The organism is Streptomyces sp. NPDC003635 (assembly GCF_053587635.1).
Genome location: NZ_JBSFOK010000003.1, coordinates 124225 through 151010, shown reverse-complemented (window position 1 = coordinate 151010; position 26786 = coordinate 124225). Strand labels below are relative to the sequence as shown.

General features: G+C 70.9%; 21 protein-coding genes. 8 read left to right on the top strand and 13 right to left on the bottom strand.

Annotated elements, in window-relative coordinates:
• Positions 1-12 precede the first annotated feature (12 nt).
• From ACWDRW_RS04400 to ACWDRW_RS04385, 4 genes are all read right to left on the bottom strand, one after another.
• Entirely contained in the window at positions 13-3810 is a 3798-nt protein-coding gene (locus ACWDRW_RS04400; protein ID WP_451719928.1) for a multifunctional oxoglutarate decarboxylase/oxoglutarate dehydrogenase thiamine pyrophosphate-binding subunit/dihydrolipoyllysine-residue succinyltransferase subunit, read from the bottom strand.
• 281 nt (positions 3811-4091) lie between these two features.
• A complete protein-coding gene (locus ACWDRW_RS04395; RefSeq protein WP_451719925.1) occupies positions 4092-5195 on the bottom strand; it encodes an ATP-binding protein in 1104 nt (367 codons plus the stop codon).
• Positions 5192-5929: a response regulator transcription factor gene (locus ACWDRW_RS04390; protein WP_451719922.1), complete on the bottom strand. Its 738-nt coding sequence runs from the start codon at positions 5927-5929 to the stop codon at positions 5192-5194. Before ACWDRW_RS04390 ends, ACWDRW_RS04395 begins: the two co-directional genes overlap by 4 nt.
• Before the next feature lie 133 nt (positions 5930-6062).
• On the bottom strand, positions 6063-6740 hold the full coding sequence (locus ACWDRW_RS04385) for a spermine/spermidine synthase domain-containing protein (protein ID WP_451719919.1): 678 nt from the start codon (positions 6738-6740) through the stop codon (positions 6063-6065).
• 430 nt (positions 6741-7170) lie between these two features.
• Between ACWDRW_RS04385 and lon the strand changes: the two genes are divergently transcribed.
• A complete protein-coding gene (lon, locus tag ACWDRW_RS04380; RefSeq protein WP_451719917.1) occupies positions 7171-9585 on the top strand; it encodes an endopeptidase La in 2415 nt (804 codons plus the stop codon).
• Between the two features lie 67 nt (positions 9586-9652).
• Here lon and ACWDRW_RS04375 read toward each other — a convergent pair whose 3' ends face one another.
• Positions 9653-10462, bottom strand: coding sequence for a lysozyme (locus tag ACWDRW_RS04375; protein ID WP_451719915.1), 810 nt, complete (start codon positions 10460-10462; stop codon positions 9653-9655).
• A gap of 281 nt (positions 10463-10743) precedes the next feature.
• On the opposite strand from ACWDRW_RS04375, the gene ACWDRW_RS04370 reads away from it, so the two are divergent.
• Complete coding sequence (locus tag ACWDRW_RS04370) at positions 10744-11253, top strand: MarR family winged helix-turn-helix transcriptional regulator (protein ID WP_451719912.1); 510 nt, start codon at positions 10744-10746, stop codon at positions 11251-11253.
• 911 nt (positions 11254-12164) lie between these two features.
• On the opposite strand, the gene ACWDRW_RS04365 is transcribed toward ACWDRW_RS04370, so the two are convergent.
• On the bottom strand, positions 12165-12950 hold the full coding sequence (locus tag ACWDRW_RS04365; protein ID WP_451719909.1) for a hypothetical protein: 786 nt from the start codon (positions 12948-12950) through the stop codon (positions 12165-12167).
• A 370-nt stretch (positions 12951-13320) separates the two neighbouring features.
• Between ACWDRW_RS04365 and ACWDRW_RS04360 the strand changes: the two genes are divergently transcribed.
• Genes ACWDRW_RS04360 through ACWDRW_RS04340 form a run of 5 tightly spaced genes read left to right on the top strand, consistent with a single transcriptional unit; the run spans position 13321 to position 18926 of the window.
• A complete protein-coding gene (locus ACWDRW_RS04360; RefSeq protein ID WP_451719907.1) occupies positions 13321-16146 on the top strand; it encodes a sensor histidine kinase in 2826 nt (941 codons plus the stop codon).
• On the top strand, positions 16143-16643 hold the full coding sequence (locus ACWDRW_RS04355) for a roadblock/LC7 domain-containing protein (protein ID WP_451719904.1): 501 nt from the start codon (positions 16143-16145) through the stop codon (positions 16641-16643). The genes ACWDRW_RS04360 and ACWDRW_RS04355 overlap by 4 nt, the downstream gene beginning before the upstream one ends.
• On the top strand, positions 16640-17056 hold the full coding sequence (locus ACWDRW_RS04350) for a DUF742 domain-containing protein (RefSeq protein WP_451719902.1): 417 nt from the start codon (positions 16640-16642) through the stop codon (positions 17054-17056). Before ACWDRW_RS04355 ends, ACWDRW_RS04350 begins: the two co-directional genes overlap by 4 nt.
• Positions 17037-17663, top strand: a complete 627-nt coding sequence (locus ACWDRW_RS04345; protein ID WP_451719899.1) for a GTP-binding protein — start codon at positions 17037-17039, stop codon at positions 17661-17663. The genes ACWDRW_RS04350 and ACWDRW_RS04345 overlap by 20 nt, the downstream gene beginning before the upstream one ends.
• 15 nt (positions 17664-17678) lie before the next feature.
• Positions 17679-18926, top strand: a complete 1248-nt coding sequence (locus ACWDRW_RS04340; protein ID WP_451719897.1) for a styrene monooxygenase/indole monooxygenase family protein — start codon at positions 17679-17681, stop codon at positions 18924-18926.
• Here the strand turns inward: ACWDRW_RS04340 and ACWDRW_RS04335 are convergent.
• The 4 genes from ACWDRW_RS04335 to ACWDRW_RS04320 form a co-directional block, all read right to left on the bottom strand.
• Complete coding sequence (locus ACWDRW_RS04335; RefSeq protein WP_451719894.1) at positions 18850-20046, bottom strand: NlpC/P60 family protein; 1197 nt, start codon at positions 20044-20046, stop codon at positions 18850-18852. The genes ACWDRW_RS04340 and ACWDRW_RS04335 overlap by 77 nt on opposite strands.
• A gap of 102 nt (positions 20047-20148) precedes the next feature.
• Positions 20149-20451 carry a hypothetical protein gene (locus ACWDRW_RS04330; protein ID WP_451719891.1) on the bottom strand — a complete coding sequence of 101 codons (303 nt, stop codon included), beginning with the start codon at positions 20449-20451 and terminating at the stop codon, positions 20149-20151.
• A gap of 10 nt (positions 20452-20461) precedes the next feature.
• Positions 20462-21115 carry a TetR/AcrR family transcriptional regulator gene (locus ACWDRW_RS04325; protein ID WP_451719889.1) on the bottom strand — a complete coding sequence of 218 codons (654 nt, stop codon included), beginning with the start codon at positions 21113-21115 and terminating at the stop codon, positions 20462-20464.
• A gap of 96 nt (positions 21116-21211) precedes the next feature.
• Positions 21212-22150 carry an AurF N-oxygenase family protein gene (locus tag ACWDRW_RS04320; protein WP_451719886.1) on the bottom strand — a complete coding sequence of 313 codons (939 nt, stop codon included), beginning with the start codon at positions 22148-22150 and terminating at the stop codon, positions 21212-21214.
• A gap of 127 nt (positions 22151-22277) precedes the next feature.
• Here ACWDRW_RS04320 and ACWDRW_RS04315 point away from each other — a divergent pair, with 127 nt between their 5' ends.
• Positions 22278-23384: a ferritin-like domain-containing protein gene (locus ACWDRW_RS04315; protein ID WP_451719884.1), complete on the top strand. Its 1107-nt coding sequence runs from the start codon at positions 22278-22280 to the stop codon at positions 23382-23384.
• A 1-nt stretch (position 23385) separates the two neighbouring features.
• Here ACWDRW_RS04315 and ACWDRW_RS04310 read toward each other — a convergent pair whose 3' ends face one another.
• From ACWDRW_RS04310 to ACWDRW_RS04300, 3 genes are read right to left on the bottom strand one after another with little or no spacing between them, the layout of a single operon-like run.
• Positions 23386-23886, bottom strand: a complete 501-nt coding sequence (locus ACWDRW_RS04310; RefSeq protein WP_451719881.1) for a DUF3291 domain-containing protein — start codon at positions 23884-23886, stop codon at positions 23386-23388.
• Positions 23887-23931: 45 nt separating this feature from the next.
• Positions 23932-25389 carry a penicillin-binding transpeptidase domain-containing protein gene (locus ACWDRW_RS04305; RefSeq protein WP_451719878.1) on the bottom strand — a complete coding sequence of 486 codons (1458 nt, stop codon included), beginning with the start codon at positions 25387-25389 and terminating at the stop codon, positions 23932-23934.
• The gene (locus ACWDRW_RS04300) at positions 25386-26753 is read right to left on the bottom strand and encodes an FtsW/RodA/SpoVE family cell cycle protein (protein WP_451719875.1); all 1368 of its coding nucleotides are present in this window, start codon (positions 26751-26753) and stop codon (positions 25386-25388) included. The genes ACWDRW_RS04305 and ACWDRW_RS04300 overlap by 4 nt, the downstream gene beginning before the upstream one ends.
• Between the last annotated feature and the right edge of the window lie 33 nt (positions 26754-26786).

The window sequence follows — 26786 nt, the reverse complement described above, 5'->3', positions numbered from 1 at the left end:
TACGGGACAGGCTTACGCCTCGAACACCTCACGCACCAGCTGCTCCTGCTCGGCCTGGTGGCGCTTGGCCGAACCGACCGCCGGGGACGAGCCGTGCGGGCGGGAGATGCGGCGCAGGCGCTCGCCGTGCGGGACGTCCGCGCCGACCGCCAGGTCCAGGTGGTCGATGAGGTTCAGGGCGATGAACGGCCACGCGCCCTGGTTCGCCGGCTCCTCCTGGGCCCACAGGTACTTCTCGGCGTTCGGGTACTTGGCGATCTCGGCCTGGAGCTCGGCACCCGGCAGCGGGTACAGGCGCTCGATGCGGATGATCGCGGTGTCCGTCACGCCGCGCTTCTGACGCTCGGCCTCGAGGTCGTAGTAGACCTTGCCCGCGCAGAACACGACCTTCTTGACCGCCGCCGGGTCCACCGACGCGTCGCCGATGACCGGGCGGAACTGGCCCGTGGTGAACTCCTCCGCCTTCGATGCCGCGGCCTTCAGACGCAGCATCGACTTCGGGGTGAAGACGACCAGCGGCTTGTGGTGCGGGTTGTGCACCTGCCAGCGCAGGAGGTGGAAGTAGTTCGACGGGGACGTCGGCATCGCGACCGTCATGTTGTTCTGGGCGCACAGCTGCAGGAACCGCTCCGGGCGCGCGGACGAGTGGTCCGGGCCCTGGCCCTCGTAACCGTGCGGGAGGAGCAGGGTGACGCCGGAGGTCTGGCCCCACTTCTGCTCCGCCGAGGAGATGAACTCGTCCACGACCGTCTGGGCGCCGTTGACGAAGTCGCCGAACTGCGCCTCCCACATCACGAGGGACTCGGGGCGGGCCAGCGAGTAGCCGTACTCGAAGCCCATCGCCGCGTACTCGGAGAGCAGGGAGTTGTAGACGTTCAGCCGCGCCTGCTCCTCGGAGAGGTACATCAGCGGAGTGAACTCGTCGCCCGTCTCACGGTCGATGATCACCGCGTGCCGCTGGCCGAAGGTGCCGCGCTGGGAGTCCTGGCCCGCGAGGCGGACCGGCACGCCCTCCAGGAGCAGCGAACCGATGGCCAGGGTCTCGCCCATGCCCCAGTCGATCGTGCCGTCCTCGACCATCGCCGCCCGGCGCTGCAGCTGCGGCAGCAGACGCGGGTGGACGGTGATGCTGTCCGGGATGTTGACCTGGGACTCGGCGATCCGCTTGACGACCTCGGCGGTGACCGCGGTGTTCACCGCGACCGGGAACTCGGCCTGCGGGTCCGACGGCTCGGCCGTGGCCGGCTGCGAGGTGGCCTCACGGACCTCCGTGAAGACCTTCTCCAGCTGGCCCTGGTAGTCCTGCAGCGCCTGCTCGGCCTCTTCCAGGGTGATGTCGCCGCGACCGATCAGGGACTCGGTGTAGAGCTTGCGCACCGAGCGCTTCTTGTCGATCAGGTCGTACATCAGCGGCTGGGTGAAGGCCGGGTTGTCCGACTCGTTGTGACCGCGGCGGCGGTAGCAGATGAGGTCGATGACCACGTCCTTGTTGAACGCCTGGCGGAACTCGAAGGCCAGCCGGGCCACCCGGACCACGGCCTCCGGGTCGTCGCCGTTCACGTGGAAGATCGGGGCCTCGATCATCCTCGCCACGTCCGTCGCGTACATCGACGAGCGGGAGGACTCCGGCGCGGCCGTGAAGCCGACCTGGTTGTTGATGACGATGTGGACCGTGCCGCCGGTGCGGTAGCCGCGCAGCTGCGACATGTTCAGGGTCTCGGCCACCACGCCCTGGCCCGCGAAGGCCGCGTCGCCGTGGATCGCCACCGGCAGGACCGTGAAGTCCGTGCCGCCCTTGTTGATCACGTCCTGCTTGGCGCGCGCGACGCCCTCCAGGACCGGGTCCACCGCCTCCAGGTGCGAGGGGTTCGCGACCAGGGAGACCTTGATCTGCTCGCCGTCGAGGCCCGTGAAGGTGCCCTCGGCGCCCAGGTGGTACTTCACGTCACCGGAGCCGTGCATCGACTTCGGGTCGAGGTTGCCCTCGAACTCGCGGAAGATCTGGGCGTACGACTTGCCGACGATGTTCGCCAGCACGTTCAGCCGGCCGCGGTGGGCCATGCCGATGACGACCTCGTCCAGCCGGGACTCGGCCGCCGAGTCGATGACCGCGTCCAGCAGCGGGATGACGGACTCGCCGCCCTCCAGGGAGAAGCGCTTCTGGCCGACGTACTTCGTCTGCAGGAAGGTCTCGAAGGCCTCGGCCGCGTTCAGCCGGCGCAGGATGCGCAGCTGCTCCTCGCGCTCCGGCTTGGTGTGGCCGCGCTCCACGCGGTCCTGGATCCACTTGCGCTGCTTCGGGTCCTGGATGTGCATGAACTCGATGCCGGTGGTGCGGCAGTACGAGTCGCGCAGGACGCCGAGGATGTCGCGCAGCTTCATCAGGGACTTGCCGGAGAAGCCGCCGACGGCGAACTCCCGCTCCAGGTCCCACAGGGTGAGGCCGTGCTCGGTGATGTCCAGGTCGGGGTGCTTGCGCTGGCGGTACTCCAGCGGGTCGGTGTCGGCCATGACGTGGCCGCGGACCCGGTAGGAGTGGATCAGCTCGAAGACGCGGGCGGCCTTGGTGACGTCGTCGTCGTGCGACGCGTCGATGTCCTTCAGCCAGCGGACCGGCTCGTACGGGATCCGCAGGGCCTCGAAGATGTCGTCGTAGAAGCCGTTCTCGCCCAGCAGCAGGTTCGCGACCTGGCGCAGGAACTCGCCGGAGGCGGCGCCCTGGATGACCCGGTGGTCGTAGGTCGAGGTGAGCGTCATGACCTTCGAGATGCCGAGCTTGTTCAGGGTGTCCTGGGAGGTGCCCTGGAACTCCGCCGGGTAGTCCATGGAGCCGACGCCCATGATCACGGACTGGCCGGGCATCAGACGCGGGACCGAGTGGACGGTGCCGAGGCCGCCGGGGTTGGTCAGGGAGACCGTGACCCCGGTGAAGTCGTCCATCGTCAGCTTGCCGTCGCGGGCGCGGCGGACGATGTCCTCGTAGGCCTGCCAGAACTCGAAGAAGTTCAGCGTCTCGGCCTTCTTGATCGCCGCGACGACCAGCTGGCGGTCGCCGTTGGGCTTGACCAGGTCGATGGCGAGGCCGAGGTTGACGTGCGCCGGCTTGATCAGCGTCGGCTTGCCGTCCTTTTCGCCGAACGCGTAGTTCATGGCCGGCATGGCCTTGATGGCCTGCACCATCGCGTAGCCGATCAGGTGCGTGAAGGAGATCTTCCCGCCCCGGGCGCGCTTCAGGTGGTTGTTGATGACGATGCGGTTGTCGAACAGCAGCTTCACCGGGACCGCGCGGACCGAGGTGGCGGTCGGCAGCTCCAGCGAGGCGTTCATGTTCTTCGCGACCGCGGCGGCCGGGCCGCGCAGCGTCACCAGCTCGGGGCCCTCGGGGGCTGCGGCGGCGGGTGCGGCCGGAGCGGCCTTCGCGGCCGGCTTGGCGGCGGGAGCGGCCTTGGCCGCCGGCTGAGCGGGCGCCTGTGCGGGCTGCGCCGGCTTGGCCGGGGCGGGGGCCGCGGCCTGCGCCGCGGGAGCCGGGGCGGGAGCGGCGGGCGCCGGAGCCGCGGGGGCGGCCGGAGCCGCCGGCGTGGCCGGAGCGGCGGCGGGCGCCGCCGGAGCCGAGGCGGCGGGCGCTCCCGGCTTGTAGTCGGCGAAGAAGTCCCACCAGGCGCGGTCTACCGAATTCGGGTCCTGGAGGTACTGCTGATAGATCTCGTCGACGAGCCACTCGTTCGGACCGAACGCGGCAGCGGGATTCTTACCCGCTTGGTCTGCGTCGGTCGAGATGCTCGATGCGTTACTGGGGGACTGTGGCGACACGGCGGCAACCGCCCTCTTCCGCTTCACAAGGTGATGGACAGCGGGAATAAAGGCTACGCCTCCATGGCCGGGTAGGTCAGGCTGAGCAAGGTCATCGTCGCGTAAGTCACATCAAAGAGCGTGTTTCGTGCCGGGAAATGGCGGGAAACAAGCGTGGTTCCGCTCTCCGAGGTACGGGTCGCCCCAGGCCGGACGCGCTGACAGCGCGGGCCTCTGCCTGATCACACGTGTCCGGCTGCGCGGACGTCCGTGGATCTTGTGGCTCCGGTTCGAACCCTACGTCAACTCGACGCGGAAGGCTCTCCCGGAAGAGTGACAAGAATCCGGCAACCCCGCTGGGATTCGGCCACTCCGATCCGGCCGCCGTGCAGATCCACCGCCCAGCGGGCGATGGCGAGCCCCAGACCCGTGCCGCCGTCGCTGCCCGGGCCGTGCGGCGCCGACACGGCACCGCGGTTGAACCGCTCGAACACCCGGTGCCACTCCGACCGGGGGATGCCGGGACCCTCGTCCAGCACCTCCAGCTCCAGCGACTCGGGCAGGGCGCCCCGGCGGGCCTTGACCGTGACCCGGCCGTGCGGCGGGCTGTGCTTGACCGCGTTGTCGATCAGGTTCGCCACGACCTGGTGGATGCGCTCGGGGTCCGCGTTCGCGGTGAGCTCCGGCGGCGAGACGTCGAGGTGCAGATGGACGTCCGTACGTGTGTGCCCGCCCGAGCCGGAGGCGATCCCCGCGCGCGTGGAGGCGACCATGTTGGCCTCCTTCAGGACGCCGGAGAGGTACGGCCACACCTCGAAACGGCGCTTCCTGAGCGGGACGACGCCGTTGTCCAGGCGGGACAGGTCCATCAGGGTGTCGACCAGCCGGCCGAGGCGCTCGGTCTGCTTCAGCGCCGTACGCATCGTCTCCGGGTCGGCCTCGGTGACCCCGTCGACGATGTTCTCCAGCACCGCGCGAAGGCCCGCGATGGGGGTGCGCAACTCGTGCGAGACATTCGCGACCAGCTCTTTTCGCTGCTGGTCCTGCGCCTCCAGCTCATCGGCCATGACGTTGATCGTCTCGGCCAGGTCGCCCAGCTCGTCCCTGCGGTTCTCGCGCACCCGGCGCGAGTAGTCCCCGTGCGAGATCGAGCGGGCGACCGTGTTCATCTCGTCCAGCGGCGCGGTGAGGGAGTGCGCCACGAACTGGGTGATCAGCAGGGTGGCGATCATCGAGAAGACCGTGATGAAGCGCAGCTCGGTCTTGGTCTGCACGGCGATCATCGACAGACCCGTGGTGATCAGGACCGAGATGACGACCAGCGCGCCCAGCTTGGTCTTGATCGAGAACGGACGTACGCCGCCCCAGGGCTCCCCGGGGCCTCTCCGCGCCGGCCCGTCGCTCATGGCGTCGGGGTCTCCAGGGCGTAGCCCACGCCGTGCACCGTACGGATGCGCTCGGCGCCGATCTTCCGGCGCAGCGCCTTGATGTGGCTGTCGACGGTCCGGGTGCCGGAGGCGTCCGCCCAGTCCCAGACCTCCGCGAGCAGCTGCTCACGGGAGAGCACCGCGCGCGGGGTGTTCGCCAGGCACACCAGGAGGTCGAACTCGGTGGGCGTGAGGTGGACGTCCTCGCTGCGGACGCGCACCCGGCGCTGGGCGTGGTCGATCTCCAGCTCGCCGAGGCGCAGGATGCCCGAGCGCGGGGTGGACGCGGCGATCGCCGCCCGCTCCACCCGGCGCAGCAGCACGTGCACGCGGGCCGCCAGCTCGCGCATCGAGAACGGCTTCGTCATGTAGTCGTCGGCGCCCACGCCGAGGCCGACCAGCATGTCGGTCTCGTCGTCGCGTGCCGTCAGCATCAGCACCGGCACCGGCCGCGCCGCCTGGACCCGCCGGCAGACCTCCAGGCCGTCGAAGCCCGGCAGCATGATGTCGAGGATCAGCAGGTCGGGCTGCCAGGCCTCCGCGGTGTCGACCGCCGCGGGTCCGTCGCCCGCGGTCTGCACGAGGAATCCCTCGGCGCGCAGGCGGGCCGCGATGGCGTCCACGATGGTCGGGTCGTCCTCGACCACGAGGACCCGGCGCTGTGCGCCCGGGGTCGCCGCCGTGCCGTTGTGGGAGGTGTGTGTCTGCTCCATCGCCCGCCCCTGAAGTTGCTTTCCGGAATCCGTGGGGTGATCCGTTTACTGGCACATGCCTGCGCATGCTTGCGATTGACGCTTGAATGATCCGCGCCAGGGAAGCAGCGTACGGGGAGTCACCGCAGCTCGGCTATCCAGGTCCGACGGCGAGGTGCACGACGTCGGGAACGCCCCGGGCAACGGGGATCTCTTCGGTACGCACCTGTTTGAACCCGGCATTCCACAAGGTTTCTTCGAATTCCGGAGAGGGCCGCGCGGACCATACCGCGAGTACCCCGCCGGGGTTCAACACCCTTGCGCAGCTTGCCAGTCCGGGCGCCGAGTACAGGCTGTGGTTGCCCTCGGTGACGGTCCAGTCGGGGCCGTTGTCGATGTCCAGGCAGAGCGCGTCGAACGTGGCGGAAGTCTCATTGACGTACTCGATCAGATCACTCTCGACAATCTCGGTACGGGGGTCCGCGAGAGCTTGTTCGGTGAGGTCGTGGAAGGGTCCCGCGCGGTGCCAGTCGATGACCGCGGATTCGCGTTCCACGACGGTGATGCGGCCCCAACGGCCGTCGGCGGCGGCGTGTGCGAGCGAGAACCCGACGCCGAGACCTCCGATCAGCACCGTTGGCTCCGGGCGGTCGTCGAGGGCGTCCCGGGCCGCGTCGACGAGCCGTCGCTCCGAGCGGCCGTCCGAGGTGTCCATCAGGAAACAGCCGTTGGCGATGATCTGGAGCAACTCGCCGTGCCGGCGCAGCACTACCTCGCCGTGGGGTCCCTCGCGACGGTCCAGGACTTCGGGGATGTCGTACGAAGTGGGCATCCGTTCATCTTGGCAGGTCCGGCACCGGAAAACCGTTGGGTGCGCGGACCCGGCGGCTGGCAGGACCCCTTGTGGCGAGGGGGAGTTCGGGCCGTGTTCCTGTGCGCCGGGTGCGGGACGACGCCGACGGCACCGGTTGGGCGGGGCGCGCCCGGCAGGTGGTCGCACCGGTTGTGACCGAGCTTGCGATGCGTGCCTGTGGGCGTTGTCGCGGAACGGCCGCGGGAATCCCGCGACCGCCGCCGAGGCGTGGCTCGCCCCCGGCCCCGCCCGGGAATGGTGTGGCCCCCTCGCCTGGTTGACCGGGAAAAGCCCCAGTTCACCGCAGGGCGTCCGGCTGATCGCTCAGAGCGAACGACGGTCGGGGAACATTCAAGGACTCCCGTGCATTGAGTCGGCATAACTCAACTTGACTGCCGAAGGGGAGATCATGGCTTCGACGTCTACCTCGCTCACCCTGCCTGTGCTGCCGCTCGACGACGAGGTCGTGCTGCCCGGAATGGTGGTCCCGCTGGACTTGAACGACGCCGATGTACGCGCCGCCGTGGAGGCCGCCCAGGTCGCCGCCCGGTCCCAGCCGGGAAAGCCCCGGGTGCTGCTGGTACCGCGGATCGACGGCACCTACGCGAGCACCGGTGTGCTCGGTACCGTCGAGCAGGTCGGCCGGCTCGCCGACGGTGACCCGGGCGCCCTGATCCGCGGCCGCGGCCGCGTGAAGATCGGCGCCGGGACGACCGGCCCGGGCGCCGCGCTGTGGGTCGAGGGCCTGCGGATCGACGAGAGCGCGCCGGACCCGCTGCCGGGTCATGTCGCCGAACTGGTGAAGGAGTACAAGGCCCTCGCCACCGCCTGGCTGCGCAAGCGCGGCGCCTGGCAGGTCGTGGACCGGGTGCAGGCCATCGACGACGTCTCCGCGCTCGCCGACAACTCCGGCTACTCGCCCTTCCTCACCACCGAGCAGAAGGTGGAGCTGCTGGAGACCGCCGATCCGGTGGCCCGGCTGAAGCTCGCCACCCAGCAGCTGCGCGACCACCTCGCCGAGCAGGACGTCGCCGAGACGATCGCCAAGGACGTCCAGGAGGGCGTCGACAAGCAGCAGCGCGAGTTCCTGCTCCGCCGCCAGCTGGAGGCCGTGCGCAAGGAGCTGCGCGAGCTCAACGGCGAGGCGGAGGGGGAGGAGTCCGACGACTACCGCGCCCGCGTCGAGGCCGCCGACCTGCCCGAGAAGGTCCGCGAGGCGGCCCTGAAGGAGGTCGACAAGCTGGAGCGGTCCAGCGACCAGTCGCCCGAGGGCTCGTGGATCCGCACCTGGCTGGACACGGTTCTCGAACTGCCGTGGAACGAGCGGACCGAGGACGCGTACGACATCCAGGGCGCCAAGGGCGTGCTGGACGCCGAGCACGCCGGTCTCGAGGACGTGAAGGAGCGGATCACCGAGTACCTGGCGGTGCGCAAGCGCCGCAGCGACCGCGGCCTGGGCGTCGTCGGCGGACGGCGCGGCGGCGCGGTGCTGGCCCTTGTGGGGCCGCCCGGCGTGGGAAAGACGTCGCTCGGTGAGAGCGTGGCCCACGCCATGGGCCGCAAGTTCGTCCGCGTCGCCCTCGGCGGCGTCCGCGACGAGGCGGAGATCCGCGGCCACCGGCGTACGTACGTCGGCGCGCTGCCCGGGCGGATCGTGCGGGCCATCAAGGAGGCCGGGTCGATGAACCCGGTGGTCCTGCTCGACGAGATCGACAAGGTGGGCTCCGACTTCCGGGGCGACCCGGCGGCGGCCCTGCTGGAGGTCCTGGACCCGGCGCAGAACCACACCTTCCGGGACCACTACCTGGAGGTGGAACTGGACCTGTCGGACGTCGTCTTCCTCGCGACGGCCAACGTCCTGGAGGCCATCCCCGAGGCCCTGCTCGACCGTATGGAGCTGGTCCGCCTCGACGGCTACACCGAGGACGAGAAGGTCGTCATCGCCCGGGACCACCTGCTGCCGCGCCAGCTGGAGCGGGCGGGCCTGAGCACCGACGAGGTCGTCATCGACGAGAGCGCGCTGCGCAAGCTCGCCGGCGAGTACACCCGCGAGGCGGGCGTCCGCACCCTGGAGCGCTCGATCGCACGGCTGCTCCGCAAGGTCGCGGCCCAGCACGAACTCGGTGAGCGGGAACTGCCCTTCACCGTGACCGACGGCGATCTGCGCGGTCTGATCGGGCGCCCGCACCACGTGCCCGAGTCGGCCCAGGACCCGGCGGAGCGCCGTACGGCGGTGCCGGGCGTGGCGACCGGCCTCGCGGTCACCGGAGCGGGCGGCGACGTGCTCTTCGTGGAGGCCTCCCTGGCCGACCCGGAGACGGGCGCGGCGGGTCTGACGCTGACCGGCCAGCTGGGTGACGTGATGAAGGAGTCGGCACAGATCGCGCTGTCCTTCCTGCGCTCGCACGGCGCCGAACTGGAGCTGCCCGTCGGCGACCTGAAGGACCGGGGCGTGCACATCCACTTCCCGGCGGGCGCGGTGCCGAAGGACGGGCCGAGCGCGGGCATCACGATGACGACGGCACTGGCGTCGCTGCTGTCGGGCCGCCTGGTCCGCACGGACGTCGCCATGACGGGCGAGGTCTCCCTGACCGGCCGGGTGCTGCCGATCGGCGGGGTGAAGCAGAAGCTGCTGGCCGCGCACCGGGCGGGCGTCACGACCGTCATCATCCCCAAGCGCAACGAGCCCGACCTCGACGACGTCCCCGCCGAGGTCCTGGACAAGCTCGACGTCCACGCCGTGACGGACGTCCGCCAGGTCCTCGACCTGGCCCTGTCCCCGGCCACGAACGGCGCGACGCCGGAGGTTCCGGTGGCGGCGTGACGGACGCTGCCGGACAACGGCGAAGGCCCGGCTCCCCGTGCGGGAGGCCCGGGCCTTCGTCGTGCGCTCAGCCGTAGGCCAGGGCCTGGACCCGGTCCAGGGCGCCGTTGAACTTGTCGTGGTCACCGACCGTCGGCCCGGTCGAGGTGTACTGCCACATCGTGTGGTAGCTCCAACCGGCGGGCAGCGTTCCCACCGTCGTCGCGTAGCGGGCGATCCACAGGGGGTTGACGGCCCCGAAGCCGGAGTAGTTGCCCGTGCACTGGGTCCACCAGCTCGTGGCCGTGTAGATCACGGCGTCGCGGCCCGTGCGGGCCTTGTACTGGTTCAGGAAGTCACGGATCCAGGCGACCATGCCGGTCTGGGTCTTGCCGTAGCAGGCGGCGCCGTAGGGGTTCCACTCGATGTCCAGCGCGCCGGGGAGGGTCCTGCCGTCGCGGGACCAGCCGCCGCCGTGGTCGACGAAGTAGTTCGCCTGGGTCGCGCCGGACGTGGTGTCCGGGGTGGCGAAGTGGTAGGCGCCGCGGATCATGCCGACGTTGTAGGAGCCGTTGTACTGCTGGCCGAAGTAGGGGTTCGTGTAGTACGTGCCCTCCGTGGCCTTCGCATAGGCCCACCTCACCCCGCTGCTCCAAAGGGTGGACCAGGCCACGTTGCCCTGGTGGGAGGAGACGTCGACGCCCTCCGTCTGGGTGGCGCGGGTCTCCCGGGGCAGACCGTGGACGCCGTCGTGGGCCGGGACGCCCACACCCATGTAGGCGGAGCCCCGGGCCGGGGAGTCGGCGGCCGGAGAGGGGGTGGCGAGTACCAGCGAGAGCGCGGTGAGCAGTGCTCCGACGAGGAGGAGACGGAGCGGGCCGGGTCTGTGCACGGGCATGACGTGCCTCCGAAGGCTCGGTAGATGCGCTGAGACGCACGGGTGCGCGAGGGACGGATGCCGGTCGGGTCGTCGTTGGCCCGCTGTTGGTCCACCGTCCGAAGATGCTGGCGTGGGCATGCCAGGCAGTGCCTGTTGAAGACGCTACGGACGGGGACCTGCGGGTGGAAGAGGGCCTGGAGGCTGCCGTTGGTCTACGCCTGAGAAATACTGACGGAGCTGCGGCGATGACGCCATTTGACGGAAACTTTCAGAGCTGGGAAACCGAGGCAGGGGCTGACGTGCGCGAAGAGGGAAACGGCGACGGACGTCGAGTCGGCTCCGGGGTGCCCGCGGGGTCGCCCGGACCCGGTGTGGAGCAGCCCGAGTTCCTGTCCCTGGAGCGGGAGTTGACCGTGCTGCTGCGCCGGGCCCGGGCCAGTCAGGGGGAGATGGCCCGGGAGGTCCATCCGGACCTGGAGTCGGCGGCGTACGGGCTGCTGATCCGCCTCGACGAGTGCGGGCGGCAGCGCGCGACCGAGCTGGCCGCCTACATCGGAGTCGGCAAGGCCACCATGTCCCGTCAGCTGCGCGCCCTGGAGGACCTCGGCCTGGTCGCCCGCGAGCCCGACCCCGCCGACGGCCGGGCCTGGCTGGTCCATCTCACCGAGGAGGGCCGCGGGCGGGTGAGCAAGGTGCGGGAGGCCCGGCGGGCGCGGTACGCCCGCCGGCTCTCCGGCTGGGACCCGCGTGAGGTCTCGGAACTGGCCCGGCTGCTCAACCAGCTGAACCAGGAGATGGAACAGGGCTGAGCCCTGCTTGCCCCGGACCGGTCTGGGACCGGCTTGTCGTGCCGGGCTGAGGCGTGTGCCGGGCGGGACTGGGATCGCGTGTCGGTGCCGGGCTGAGCCTTGTCTCGGGCCGGCCTGATGTCCGTTAACCGGTACCGGTCTGAGATCGCTTGTCCGCCCCCACGGTGATCCGCTTGTCCGCCTCCCCCACGGCGATCCGCTTGTCCGCCCTCCACGGTGATCCGCGGCCCGCGCCGCACGGTGATCCGTGGCCCGCGCAGCAGGGGGGTCCCCGGCCCGTCGTCCGCCCGCATGGTGATCCGTGGCCCGCGCAGCAGGGGCCCCGGCCCGTCGGCCCGCACGGTGATCCGTGGCCCGCGCCGCAGGGGGCCCCGGCCCGTCGTCCGCCCGCATGGTGATCCGTGGCGCGCGCCGCACGGGCCCGGGCCCGTCGGCCCGCACGGTGATCTGCGACCCGCGCCGCACGGTGATCTGTGACCCGCGCCGCACGGCGATCCCCGGCCCGTCGGCCCGCACGGTGATCCGTGGCCCGCCCCGCAGGGGGTCCCCGCCCCGTCGGCCCGCACGGTGATCTGTGACCCGCGCCGCACGGCGATCCCCGGCCCGTCGGCCCGCACGGTGATCCGTGGCCCGCCCCGCACGGCGATCCCCGCCCCGTCGGCCCGCACGGTGATCTGTGACCCGCGCCGCACGGCGATCCCCGGCCCGTCGGCCCGCACGGTGATCCGTGGCCCGCGCAGCAGGGGGTCCCCGACCCGTCGTCCGCCCGCATGGTGATCCGTGGCCCGCGCCCCACGGCGATCCGCGGTCCGCGCCGCACCGTGATCCGTGGCCCGCGCCGCACGGGCGTCCCCGGCCCCTCCGCCCGCGCCGCGCGGTGATCCGGTTGTCCGGACCCCGAAGGCGTCGGGCTAGAACTCCACGAACACCACCGTCGCGTCGTCGTGCGTCTTGCTCCGTCGCAGGAACCGCCGCTCGGTGTCCGCCAGCTCCAGCGCCCGCACCCGGTCGACCAGCGCCTGCGCTCCCTCCTTGCGTACGACGCCGAAGAGGTCCCCCCAGTCGCCGGCGCCGAACCTCTCCACCCATCGCGTCGCGCCGTCCGTGAAGGAGGCCAGGGCGCGGACGCCGGAGCGGGGCAGGGTCCCGGTCACCGCCCTGGCCGCCACCGAGGGATCGGCGGCGGCCGTGAAGAAGCCACCCTCCTTGTTGCGGAGGTTCGCGTCGACCATCGCGTCGGTGGCCAGGGCGGAGCGGGGCAGCCGGGAGAGCCGGTCGTCGAGGTACGGCGTCACGGTGCCGTCGGGCGACTCCACCAGGAGGGCCGAGTCCGACAGGATCAGGTACTCGACGGTCTCGGGTGACCAGCGGACCGTGACGACCGTTGCCTGCGGCGTCCGAGGGTGAGAAAGGTCACAGGTTCCCCGGTGCGCCTCGGCGGTACGCGCGAGGGCGAGTGACAGGGCGTCGGCGAGAGGAACATCCGGGAGTGAAACGGTCAGTTCGGTCAGCGCCCCGCCGAGGCGCGCGGTGAACCAGGGAACGGAATGCAGACAGCCGGTGCCCGTCCGGGGCGGGGTCACCCCGTCCAGGAGGACCACCGTTCCGCCCTGTCCGGAAGCGGGCAGTCCGACACTTGCGAAGTCCTCGTTAGGGCGGGCGGGATCGCCGGGCTCCGAAACAAGTTCAGTACGCATCCGGCCAGTCTGCACGAGCCCTTCACAACGTTCGTCAAAGGCTGGCAACCGTCCCGGAATTGGCGTGCTTCCGCAGGTCAGCCGCCTGGTTTGGGCGGTAATGATTCACTCCGGGCATACGTGGTGGCGAATCCTGCCACCGCCCGCCGCAGACGTCCAACCGGCCCGCCGGACACGGTCGTCGCAAGCGCCACGGGAACTTGCCCGCCAACTTCCCTTCGAGGTTCACTCCTTCGGGTGGCGGGTCAGGTGATGGGAGAGAACCGCCCACCGGCACTGGGAGGGTCGGGAAGCGTACCGGGCGTATGCGCCAGTTGACGGAGCGTCACCCGGGCCCATGGGTATCACGAGTTCAGGAATGCGAGCACCGGTGCAGATGACGCGGCCTCGTCGCTCAGGCAAGCAGAAGGCCTCCGCTGGGGGCCCGGAGCACACGCCCGGCACCACGACAGGGACCGGCACCACCTCGGCCGGCAAAGGGCGGCCCACCCACGTACGCAACCGGCTCATCATCGCCGTGGCCGTCGTCGCCGCCGCCATCGCCGCGGCCGGCGCCCCGTCGATCGTCACCGCCTCCGCGCAGCTGCACGACACCCAGGAGCTGGTGACCCTCTCCGAGCAGACCGAGGACGCCCTCGCGCTCGCCCACTCGCTGGCCGACGAACGCGACGAGGTCACCGTCTACGTCGCCGCGGGCCGCACCAAGTCCAAGGCCCCCTCGGAGCAGCGCAGCGCCCGCGTGGACCGCCTGGTCGAGGAGCTGCGCGCCGACCCCGACATCCCGGCCTCCCTGCGCGCCGACCTGGACGACATCGCGGCCCTGCGCAGAGCGGCGCTCACGGGCAAGAGCGGCGCTCTCGACACGCACAAGGCGTACTCCGCCGCCCTCACCGAACTGCACGGCCTCGCCGAGCGGCTGGCCGAGGAGATGCCGCCCCGCGCGGGCTCCGGCGCGCACGCCCTCACCGAGCTCGACACCGCCGTGCAGCAGGCCGCCTCCACCCGGGGCCTGCTGCTCGCCGCACTGAGCGTCCCGCGCTCCACCCAGACCGTCATCGACCCGATCACCGGTCTGCCCAGCACGGTCACCTCCTCCTCCGACGCCGACCGCAAGCAGCGTGACGCGCTCGCCGCCGCCGCCCAGGAGGCCAGGCTGCGGTCCGACGCGGCCCTCGCCGACTTCCGCGAGACCGCGCCGAAGAAGTCGGTCACGTCGTACGACTCCACGGTGACCGGGCCGGATGCCGAGGCCGCCGAGAAGTACCTCGCCTCCCTCACCGACCAGCCCACCCTGTCCGACGCCGAACTCGCCACGAACGTCAAGAAACTGGACGAGGCGCTCTCCGCCCGCGTGGAGATGATGCGCGGGGCCGAGTCCGCCCTGCACGACCGGCGCACCAAGGACCTGGCCCTCCTCCGGGACGACGACGTCACCGAGCTGGAGATCCGGATCGCGATCCTCGGCGTCCTGGTGCTGCTCGCGATCGGCGTCGCGACGGGGATGGCCCGCAGCCTGACGCGACCCCTCGCGGTGCTGCGGCTGGGCTCCGCGCGGCTGGCGGGAGCGGAGGAGCCGGCGGCACAGGAGCCGGTGCGCTTCACGGGCCGCAAGGACGAGTTCGCGAAGGTCGTCGACTCGGTCAACAGCCTCCACGCCCAAGCGGTGGGCCTGCACGAGCGCATCGCGACGCTGGAGTCCGACCGCAAGCACCTCGTGGGCCAGCGCCAGAAGATGGCCGAGGCCAGGGACGAACTGCGCGCGGAACTCGCGGAGTCGACGGCCCAGCTGGAACGCCTGCGCACGAGCATCGGCTCGACCTTCGTGAACCTCGCCCTGCGCACGCTGGGCCTGGTGGAACGCCAGCTGGCGGTGATCGAGGGCCTGGAGGAGCGGGAGCAGGACCCGGAGCGCCTGGCCACGCTCTTCAAGCTGGACCACTTCGCCACGGTGATGCGCCGCCACAGCGAGAACCTCCTGGTGCTGGCCGGTACGGAACACGTCCAGCACAGCGCGGGTCCGGTCCCGCTGGTGGACGTGGTCCGGGCGGCGGTGAGCGAGATCGAGCGCTACGAGCGGGTCCGCATCGCGGCCCTCCCTCCCCACGCGCACATCGCGGGCTTCGCGGCGGACGACCTGTCGCACCTGCTGGCCGAACTGATGGAGAACGCCACCTCGTTCTCCCCGCCGGACCTGCCGGTGGAGGTCTCCGGCTGGCTCCTGGAGAACGGCGAGGTGATGCTCTCCGTCCAGGACGAGGGCATCGGCATGACGGACGACCGCATGACCCGCCTCAACGCCCGCCTGACCGACTTCGACCCCGAGGCCTCCTACGACCAGGAGGGCGAGGAGGGGCTGGGTCTCGGCCTGTACGTGGTCGCCCGCCTGGCCCACCGCCACGGAGTCCGGGTCCAGTTGCGCGAGCAGAAGCAGGGCGGCGTCGCGGCGGTGGCGGTCCTGCCCCAGCAGCTGCTCTCCCCGGCCCCGTCCACAGCGGTTCCGGCCCCGGCCGCTCCCACCCCCGGCGCCACCCACACCTTCTCCCTCCCCGGCGCCGACGCGGAGGCCAACTCCAACGTCCTCCACGGCGCCAGGGGCCACGACGACCACTTGGTCGCTCTGGCGGAGAGGGCGGTCCGCGAGTCGGAGGAGCAGCAGCAGGAATCCCCGGAGGAGAACCCGACGGCAGCACCCGCGGGTGCGTCGGCTCAGGCTCAGGCCGTCGCGGCAACCCCGGCGGACACGTCGGCGAAGGCCCCGCGCCCGACCGAGACTCCGGCGGAGACGACGATGGAGCTCCTGATCCCGGCCCAGCCCGAACCCTCCTCCGAAGCCGCACCCGCCGAGCGCGCCCCGCACGCGACCTCGACCACCGAACCCGAGGGCGCCGAACCCGAGGGCGCCGAACCCGAGGCCGCCGAACCCGAGGGCGCCGAACCCGAGGGCGCCGACGCAGAACACGCACGCGCCGACGACGAGGACCAGCTCACCGCGAAGGGCCTCCCCAAGCGCACCCCGAAGATCACCGCCCCCACGGAGCCGCCCCGCCAGCGCGGCGGCTCCGTGGACGCCGACGCCCTCCGCCGGAGGCTCGGCGGCTTCCGCCGGGGGGCGGAGGCCGGCTACCGCGAGGTACAAGCCGAAATCGCAGAATCCGAAGAAGCCACGGGGGGCACAGTCGAGGAGGCAAGCAGTTGACCGCGCCCAGTACCTTCGGACTGAGCAGTGAGGCCCGCAACCTGCACTGGCTGCTGACGAACCTGGTCGAGGAGGTGCCGGGCATCGAGTCGGTCGCCGTGGTCTCCTCCGACGGCCTGCTCCTGCTCTCATCGGACCCGGGAAGAAACGAAGAGGCCAAGGCAGCCAAACCCACCCGCACCGGCCCGCGGGGCTCCTCCGCCGACCTCGCCACCATCGTCTCCGGCATCGGCAGCCTCACCGTCGGCGCCGCCCGCCTCATGGAGTACGGCGGAGTGAAGCACACGATGGTCGCCATGGACGAGGGCAGCCTCTTCGTGATGTCGATCAGCGACGGCTCCCTGCTCGGCGTCCACGGTTCCGCCGACTGCGACATGAGCGTCGTCGCCTACCACATGGCCCTGTTCGTCGGCCGCGCCGGCCATGTGCTGACGCCCGAACTCCGCAGCGAGCTACGAAAATCCCTGGAAGCCGAGTCGACCGGGAGTCCCCGATGAGCAGCAGCGCACCGAAGAAGCTCCCCGTCCGCGGCGGCGACCGCAAGCCCGCGCGGGTCCGCCCCTACTCGCTCACCGGCGGCCGTACCCGGTTCGGCCACGTCCTCCTCGTGGAGACGTTCGTGGCGGCCCTGGAGGCCCCCCCGGAGCGCAAGGAACTGACTGGGGGAGGTGCCCTCAGCACCCGGGTCATGCCGGAGATGCGGGCCATCGTCGAACTGTGCCGCCGCATGCGCACGGTGGCCGAGATCGCCGCGCTGCTGAAGATGCCGCTCGGCGTGGTCCGGGTGTTGCTCAGCGACCTCGCGGACCAGGGAAAGATCCGTGTGTACGGCACCGGCACCGGTCACGGCACCGGTCGCCCGGACCGCGCTCTGCTCGAAAGGGTGCTGAGTGGACTCCGTCGTCTTTGAAGACACCGATGTTGCGGACCCGGATGAGGACCTGAAGTCCTGGCAGACGGACCGCACCCGGGCCCCCATAGCCACGAAGATCGTCGTGGCGGGCGGGTTCGGCGTCGGCAAGACCACGCTGGTCACGGCCGTCTCGGAGATCACGCCTCTGCAGACCGAGGCGCTGATGACCGAGGCGAGCGAGGAGACCGACGATCTCACCGCCACGCCGCAGAAGCTGACCACCACCGTGGCCATGGACTTCGGCCGCCTCACGCTCGACGACGACCTGGTGCTCTACCTGTTCGGCACGCCGGGCCAGCAGCGGTTCTGGTTCATGTGGGACGACCTGGTGCGTGGGGCGATCGGCGCGGTCGTGCTGGCCGACACCCGGCGCCTGAAGGACTGCTTCCCGGCCCTGGACTACTTCGAGAGCTGCGGGCTGCCGTACGTCGTCGCGGTCAACCACTTCGACGGCAGCGAGCGGTTCGAGCCCGAGGACGTGCGGGAGGCGCTCACCATCCCCGCCCACATACCTGTCATGATCATGGACGCGCGGCGCCGGATCTCGGTCATCGAGACCCTCCTGTCCCTGGTGGGACACGCGCTGGACGAAACACCCGAGTAGGAGATCAGACCCCGTATGCGGAAGATACTCGTCGTCGGAGCCGGCCAGTCCGGACTCCAGCTCGCCCTCGGACTCCAGTCGCACGGGTACGAGGTCACCCTCATGTCCAACCGGACCGCGGACGAGATCCGCACCGGCCGGGTCATGTCGACGCAGTGCATGTTCCACACGGCTCTCCAGCACGAGCGCGATCTCCAGCTGAACTTCTGGGAGTCCCAGGCCCCGAAGATCGAAGGACTCGGTGTCTCGGTGGCGGCGCCGGGCTCGTGGGCCGAGGGTCCCGCGGCCCGCGCGATCGACTGGGTGGGGCACCTCGACGGGTACGCGCAGTCCGTGGACCAGCGGGTGAAGATGGCCGGCTGGATGGAGACCTTCGCCCAGCGCGGCGGCCAGCTGGTCATCCACGGCGCGGCCGTCGGCGACCTCGACTACTTCTCCCGTACGTACGACCTGGTGCTGGTGTCGGCCGGCAAGGGCGAGCTGGTGTCGATGTTCGCCCGGGACCCGGAGCGCTCCCCGTACAGCGAGCCGCAGCGCGCCCTCGCGGTGGCCTACGTGCACGGCCTCGGCCCGCGCCCGGAGCACCCGGAGTTCGACGCGGTGCGCTGCAACCTGGTCCCCGGTGTCGGCGAGCTGTTCATCATGCCGACGTTCACCACCTCCGGCCGCGCGGACATCCTGTTCTGGGAGGGCATACCCGGGGGCCCGCTGGACGTCTTCAACGGCGTCAAGGACCCGGCGGAGCACCTCTCCCTGACCCTGGAACTCATGGAGCGGTACACGCCCTGGGAGTACGCGCGGGCGACGAAGGTCGAACTGACGGACGCGGGCGGCACGTTGGCGGGCCGCTACGCGCCCACGGTCCGCAACCCGATCGGCCGGCTGCCCGGCGACGGGCTGGTGCTGGGCGTGGCCGACGTGGTCGTGGCGAACGACCCGATCACCGGCCAGGGCTCCAACTCGGCGTCCAAGTGCGCCGCCGCCTACCTCGCGTCCATCGTCGAGCACGGTGACAAGCCGTTCGACGAGGAGTGGATGCGGTCCACGTTCGACCGCTACTGGGACACCGCCCAGCACGTCACCAAGTGGACGAACGCGATGCTGGCCCCGCCGCCGGAGCACATCCTCAACCTCATCGGCGCGGCGGGCCAGATCCAGCCCGCGGCGGACCGCTTCGCCAACGCCTTCAACGACCCGGCGGACTTTGAGAACTTCTTCTACGATCCGGCGAAGACAGAGGCGTATCTGGCGTCCTTGGCCTGATCGGGTCCGGGCGTACGGCTCCCAGGATCGGGTGGGACGCGATCGGCGAGATCTTGATCCGCTCGCCGGTCCTGGGAGCCTCGACCACCTCGCCCTTGCCCAGGTACAGGGCCACATGCGTGGCGTCGCGGTGGTAGATCACCAGATCGCCGGGGCGCAGCTCCTTCAGTGGCACCCTCGGCAGTCGGGCCCACTGTTCCTGGCTGGTGCGGGGGATGGGGGTGCCGGCGTCGTTCCAGGCCTCGGAGGTGAGGCCTGAGCAGTCGTACGTCCTCGGGCCCTCCGCGCCCCACTCGTACGGCTTCCCGAGCTGCCGCAGGGCGTAGCGCACCGCCCGTTCACCGCCGCGCGAGGGTTCGCGCTCACTGCTGAGGGCGCCCGAGGTGACGAGGTTCCGCTGGGCCCTGGCGACGCCCTGGTTCTCCAACTCGGCGATCGCGGCCAGCTGTTCGGCGCTGAGCGCGACCAGCATCTCCTGGACGTTCTTGAGCCGTCCCGTCACCTCCGCCCGGTCCTTCTTCTGCCGCTCGGCCAGCGCGAGTTGTTTGTCGAGGGCCGCGCGGGCCTTGCGGGCGAGTCCGTCAGCCCTGCGTTCGCTGCCGGTCAGCCGTCCCACCGTCTCGGCCCGCTCACGCGCCAACTGACCGATCACATGCCCCTGGTCGAGCGCGTGCTGGGGATCGCGGGCGAGCAGCAGCCGTACGTACGAGGAGATCTCGCTGCTGTTCTGGTACTGCTGCCGGGCCAGCCGTCCCGCCGCGCCCCGGCTGTCGTGCAGCGAGAGGCGGACGCGGGCGAGTTCACCGTCCAGGCGCCTGACCTCGGCGCGCTGCTTGTCGAGCTTCTCCTCGGTGGCGTTGTAGGTCTCGGAGGCGCGCTCGGCGTCCCGGTAGAGCCGCTGAAGCTCCGTCAGCAACTCGGCGACGGACGGCTGCTCGGCGTCGGACGACGGGTCGGAGACGGCGGGCTCCTCGGCGTCGGACGGCTGCTCGGACAAGGCCGGCTGCTCGGACATGGACGGCTCACCGGGTTCGGGTACGGCGAGGGCGGGGGCGGGCGCGAGGGCGGTGCAGGCGGCCACCGCCGCCGTACACGCCAGACGCAGAAGCCTTCCTGACACGTCATCACCTCCGGTGCGGGCAGCCTCTCTGCCCCGCACCGCGAGCATCAGGCGGGCGCGCGACCCGCGCGCGCCGAATGTGCGCGGTTCGGCGCAACCACGTCACCCGTCCGCGTCGTCCGGCTTGCCGCCCGGCGTGGCGTCTGGCTTCGACCACGGCCACTTGCGCTTCGGGGCCAGGAGCCCGTCGGGGTCGTACGCGTACTTCCAGCGGCGGCTGAGCCCGACGGGCCGGCCCTCGACGCGGGGGACGCGCCGGTAGACCAGCACGGTGGGCGGGCCGCCGTCGGGGGCCGGGACGGGGATGCGGTACGTCTTGGGCGGGTGCCCGGTGATCCCCAGCAGCACGGGCAGGACGCGCCCGTCCATGGGCCCGCCCTCGAAGGGGGTGTCTTCGCTCTTCACGGCACCAGTGTCAGCCATCTCCGGCGAGCGCCCGGACCAGCGCGTCGGTCTGCGGGTCGCGGGCGCCGGTCACCGAGAGCACGGCGACGAACTGGTCGACGAGCCAGTCGCGGAGCTCGTCGACCGGGGGTTGCTTGCCCTCGTCCAGCCACAGGAGGGAGGCGGCCTCGACGGCGGTGATCCACACCTTGACGGTCATCCGGAGCCGCAGCCCGGGATCGGTGACGCCGAGGTGGCGGAGGATGTGCTCGGCGGCGGCGCGCCGGACTCCGTCGACGATGCTGGTGGTCCGGGACGTCTCGACGACACTGCCGCCCTGCAACAGCGCGCTGAACCCGGCGTCGTGCTCGTCGACGAAGGTGAGATACCGGTCGAGTGCCCGCCCGAGCCGGGGCAGCAGGGGCCCTTCCCGAGGCTCGTCGAAACAGAGCCGGAGTTCCTCGGCGGCGGACCGCAGCGCGGCCTCGTAGAGCTGCTGCTTGCCCCCGGGGAAGTACCGGTACACCAGCGGCCGCGACACCCCGGCGGCCTCCGCCACGTCATCCAGCGACACCTCTTCGGGCGCCCGGTGCGCGAACAGCGACAAAGCGGCGGCGAGCAACTGACTGCGCCGCTCCTCGACACTCAGACGGCGATAAGCGGGCGTAGGGGCCGGGGGGCTCATGACGTGCAGCGTAACCGTTCTCGCCCCCGCCGGTCCCAGCCCTCGGCCCCAGACCCCGGAGCCCGGCCCCAGTCCCCGCCCGGCCCCAGCCCTCACCTACGCCAGCAGCCCCGAGGACTTCCACAGTCGTCGCCCGACACCCCGCAGCACGCCGATGTCGTCCAGGAAGTCCGTCAGCCGCTTCGCTCCCGTCTGCATGACCTCCCGCCGGTGGCCGCTCGCCCGCACCTGGGCCATGGCCTCACGCTTGTCGAGGCCCACGTTCGTGTAGACCTCGGGGTTCACGAAGGCCACCGAGAACACCCGGGCGAACTCCCCGGACGTCACGCGCGTGAACTCCTGCGACCACTTCGGCGCCGTCACCATCTGCCGTCGCAGCTCCTCACGGGCGTACCGGACATGCCGGGCCTCCTCCACGACATGGATCCGCGTCACGCCCCGGATCAACGTCTGCACCCGCTCGTCCGGGAACGTCAGCCGCTGCATCCAGTCCAGCACCTCCTCGCCGAGCAGCGTCGCCGTGAAGGAACCCGGAGTGGTGGAGATCGTCTTGAACAGCCGGCCCAGCTGCTGGTGCGACCGGCTCACCGGGTACCACGGCGTCTCACCGCGGGAGATCAGCCGCGCGAACATCTTCGAGTGCCGGCACTCGTCCTCGATCTCGGTCAGCGCGTACCGCACATGCGCGCTCGTCGCCGCCTTGTCGTAGATGTGCCGCACCAGCAGCTGCATCAGGATCAGCTCGAACCAGATCCCCAGCGACGCCAGCGCCGCCGACTCGTGCTGCGAGAGCAGAATCCGCTGCTCCTCGCCCATCCGCTTCCACAGGGGCGTGTCGTACAGCGACACCAGCTCCGGCGGCCAGAACCACTTCCCCTCCTCGAAGGGCGCGTCCCAGTCGAGCTCCTTGTCGGGATCGAAGGAGTGCTTGGCGGACGAGTCGAGCAGCCGCTCGGCCACCTGCTCCCGGTCCTTGAGCAGGCCCAGCGCGTCGCGCAGGCCCGCGAGCGCGTCGGCTTCCGTGAGCGTCGTCATGGTTCTCCCAACCTGTTACCCGGGGTCACATCGTCCGTAGTCTTATGAGACTGCTTGTCAGCAAGCTCGTCAATCCCTCACGCGCCACTTGTTGACCCCGCGTCTACCGCGCGGGAGCCTGCGAGACATGCCGACACACGACCTGTACGCCAACCCCCCGGGAGATTCCCTCTGGCAGGTACCGGCCACCGGCCAGGCGCGCTTCTCCTGGGAGTACGACGACGGCCGCGACCGCCTTCTCGCCCTCTACCAGAAGGGCAAGGACAAACAGTGGGACGGGCGCAAGCGCATCGACTGGGACCTGGAGGTCGACCCCTACGACCCCCTCGGCGTCCCGGACGAGTCCATCTCCCTGTACGGCACCAGGTATTGGGCCAGGTTCAGCGACCGGGACAAGGCCGAGCTGCGCCGGCACCTCGCCTCCTGGCAGTTCAGCCAGTTCCTGCACGGCGAACAGGGCGCGATGGTCTGCGCCGCGCGCATCGTGGAGTCCGTCCCCGACCTGGACGCCAAGTTCTACTCGGCCACCCAGACCATGGACGAGGCCCGGCACGCGGAGATCTACGGCCGCTTCCTGCACGAGAAGATCGGCATGCTGTACCCGATCAACGACAACCTCCGGTCGCTGCTCGACGACACCCTCCGCGACTCCCGCTGGGACATGCCGTACCTCGGGATGCAGGTGCTGATCGAGGGCCTCGCTCTCGCCGCCTTCGGCCTGATCCGCGACACCACCGACAAGCCGCTGCCGAAACAGATCCTCGCCTACGTCATGCAGGACGAGGCCCGCCACGTGGCCTTCGGCCGCATGGCCCTGCGCGACTACTACCGGCAGCTCACGGACGCCGAACTGCGCGAGCGCGAGGAGTTCGTCATCGAGGGCTGCCACCTGATGCGCGACCGCCTCAGGGGCGTCGAGGTCCTGGAGAACTTCGGCATCCCCACCGCCGAGGCCGAGGAGTACACCGAACAGTCCGAGTTCCTGGCCCTGTTCCGGCAACTGCTCTTCTCCCGCATCGTTCCCTGTGTCAAGGACATAGGCCTGTGGGGCAAACGCCTCCAGCAGGCCTATGTCGACATGGGCGTCTTCGAGATGGGCGACTCCAACCTGGATCTCCTCATGGCCGAGGACGAGGAGATCGCCGAGAAGCTCGACGCCGAACGCTTCGCCGCGGAGGAACGGGACCGGATGGCGGAGGTGAGCCGGGCGATCGAGGACGGTCGCCGGGCCTGACCTACACCGAGCAGCCGAGGTCCTCCGGCACCTCGCCGAGCAGCGGCTTCGACTCGCCCGGCGGGAAGGACGTGCGCAGGGTGAAGGCGTACGGCGTCGGGCCGTTCGTGCGCAGGTGCAGCAGCCGGGACTCCGCCTCCGCCACCGACGGGCGGTGCCCGGCCGGGACCCACCACATCGCCACCATCGCCTCCTGGACCTTCTCGAACCACTCCCGGCGGCGGGCCAGCATCTCCCGGTGCCGGCCCTGGTACATGTACGCCGCCAGCGAGTCGGTGTCCCGCCACACCGACATGTTGATGATCAGCCACTCGTCCCCGAGGACGGGGATGTCCGTCGCGTCGCCCCCTTCGGACTGAAGGCGCCACACGAATCCGTCCGCGCTGTCGGCGTCGGCGTTCACGGGGTCCAGCGCGTCCACGAAGTCCTTCAACTCCGGTGAGTCCAGCGGGAATCTGAGGCGGGCGATGTTGACTTCGGCGAGTTCGAATGCGGCAGTCATGGACCGAACGTTAGGTCGGTCGCCCCTACCGTGGAACCCCCCGTCTCACCCATCGAGCACCGCTCGCATCACCGCCCGCGCGATCGGCGCCGCGTCCCCGCCCCCGCTGATCTCGCCCCGGTCCGCCTCCGCGTCCTCCACCACGACCGCGACCGCCACCTTCGCCTCCAGGTCCCGCTCGCCCTGCGCCCACGACACGAACCAGGCGTAGGGCGTACCGGAGTTGCCGATGCCGTGTTGGGCGGTGCCGGTCTTGCCGCCGACGGTCGCCCCCGGGATCGCCGCGTTGGTGCCGGTGCCCTTGCGCACCACGTCCGTCATCAGCTCCCGCAGCTGCAGCGCCGTCGACGGGTGCATCGCCTGCCGGACCGGACGGGAACCCGCCGTGGCGATGGTCGCGCCGCCCGGCCTCGTCGTCCGCTCCACCAGATACGGCTCACGCACCTGGCCCCCGCTCGCCACCGCCCCCGCCACCATCGCCATCTGCAACGGCGTCGCCCGCGTGTTGTACTGCCCGATCGCCGACAGCGCGAGCTGCGCCCGGTCCACCGTCGTGTCGAAGGTGCTCGGCGCCACCGAGTACGGGATCCGCACTCCCGTGTCGTTGAACCCGAAGGCCTGCGCGGTGGCCGCCAGATCGGTCACCCCGACCCGCACCCCCAGCTTCGCGAACACCGTGTTGCACGACCACTCGAACGCGGCCCGCAGGGAGGCGTCCGCACAGCCCTTCGCCTCGTTGGTCAGACTCGTCGAGGTACCGGGCAGGGTGTAGGGGTCGGGGGAGTCGGTCGGTTCGTCGAGGTCCGTCACCACCCCCGCGTCCAGCGCCGCCGCGGCGGTCACCACCTTGAAGGTCGACCCCGGCGGATAGGTCTGCCGCGCCGCCCGGTTGAGCATCGGCTTGTCCGGGTCCTCGTTCAGCCCGATCCAGGACCGGGACACCGCCGGACCGTTCCCCGACAGCGCCTCCGGGTTGTAGGAGGGCGTGGACACCAGCGCCAGGACGCGTCCGGTGGACGGTTCGATCGCCGCCACCGCGCCCTTGCGGCCGCCGAGTCCGTCGTAGGCCGCCCGCTGTGCCCGCGCGTTGAGCGTGGTCACCACGTCGCCGCCCGGCGCGCGGGCCCGGGTCAGGTCGCCCAGGAGCGGGAACGGCGACAGCATCGGATCCGTGCCCGACAGCACCCCGTCCTCGGTGTGCTCCAGGAACGTCGTGCCGTACACCTGCGAGGCGAAACCGGTCACCGGCGCGTACAAAGGGCCGTCCAGGTAGGTGCGTTCGTGCCGCAGCTGCTCACCGGTGTCCTTGGACCCGGTGACCGGCCGGCCGCCGACCAGGATGTCGCCGCGCGGTGCCGCGTACCGGGCGATGGTCTGCCGACGGTTGGCGGGGTTCTCGTCGTAGGCGCCGGACTCCACGACCTGCACGCGTGCGGCGTTCACCATCAGCGCGGCCAGCAGCAGCGCGCAGAAGACGGCCGCCAGCCGGATGTGCCGGATCACCGGGTGTCCTCGGCGGGAGTGTCGTACTGCCGTCGCGCCGAGTCGCTCACCCGGACCAGCAGCGCCACGATCGCCCAGTTGGTGACGACCGAGGAGCCTCCCTGGGCCAGGAACGGCATCGCCATCCCGGTCAGCGGGATCAAGCCGGTCACCCCGCCCGCGATCACGAAGACCTGGAGCGCGACGATGGAGGCGAGCCCCACCGCGAGCAGCTGCCCGAAGGGGTCGCGCAACGCGAGCCCGGCCCGGTAGCCCCGCTCCACCAGCAGGCCGTAGAGCAGGAAGATCGCGGACAGGCCGGCCAGGCCCAGCTCCTCGCCCGCCGTGGCCAGGATGAAGTCCGACTTGGCGGCGAAGCCGATGAGCACCGAGTGGCCGAGCCCGAGGCCGGTGCCGAGCATGCCGCCCGCCGCGAAGGCGAACAGGGACTGGGAGAGCTGGTTCGGGCCCTGGCCCGCCTCGATGGACGCGAAGGGGTGCAGCCAGTCCTCGACCCTGCTGTGCACATGCGGCTCCAGCCACCCGACGGCCACCGCCCCCAGCGACGCGAGCAGCAGCCCCACGGCGATCCATCCGGTGCGCCCGGTGGCGACGTACAGCAGGACCACGAACAGGCCGAAGAACAACAGCGAGGTGCCGAGGTCGCGTTCCAGGATCAGGACGCCGACGCTCAGCAGCCAGATGGCGACGATCGGGCCCAGCACCCGTCCCGTCGGCAGTTGCAGCCGCCAGACCCGGCGGCCCGCGTAGGCCAGCGCCCCCCGGTTGGCGGCCAGATAGGCGGCGAAGAACACCGCCAGCAGCACCTTCGCGAACTCGCCCGGCTGGATGGAGAATCCGGCGATCCGGATCCAGATCCGGGCGCCGTTCACGGCGGGGAACAGGATCGGCAGGATCAGCAGGGCCAGGGCGGCGACCACGCTGACGTAGGCGTAGCGCTGGAGCACGCGATGGTCGCGCAGGAGCACCACCGTCACGATGAACAACGCCACCCCGAGCGTGGACCAGACGAGTTGGGCGGGGGCCGCCCGGTCGCCCGGTGTCTCCAGGTCGAGCCGGTAGATCAGGACCAGGCCGAGGCCGTTGAGCAGCACCCCGATCGGCAGCAGCAGCGGGTCCGCGCACGGCGCCCGCAGCCGCACCGCCAGATGGGCGACGAGCGCCAGCACACCGAGCCCGGCGCCGTAGCCGACGGCGCCGGGCGGGACCGTGCCGTCCTGGGCGAGGCCGACAGCGCAGTAGCCGTACACGGAGAGCAGGACGGCCACGACGATGAGGGCCAGTTCGATGCCACGGCGCCGGGGGAGGCGTACGGCGGGAGCGGGGGTGTCCGCTCGTGCCACGGTGGTTCCGGCCTTGCTCATGTCCGGAACTTACCCAAATAGGGCGTCTTGTGT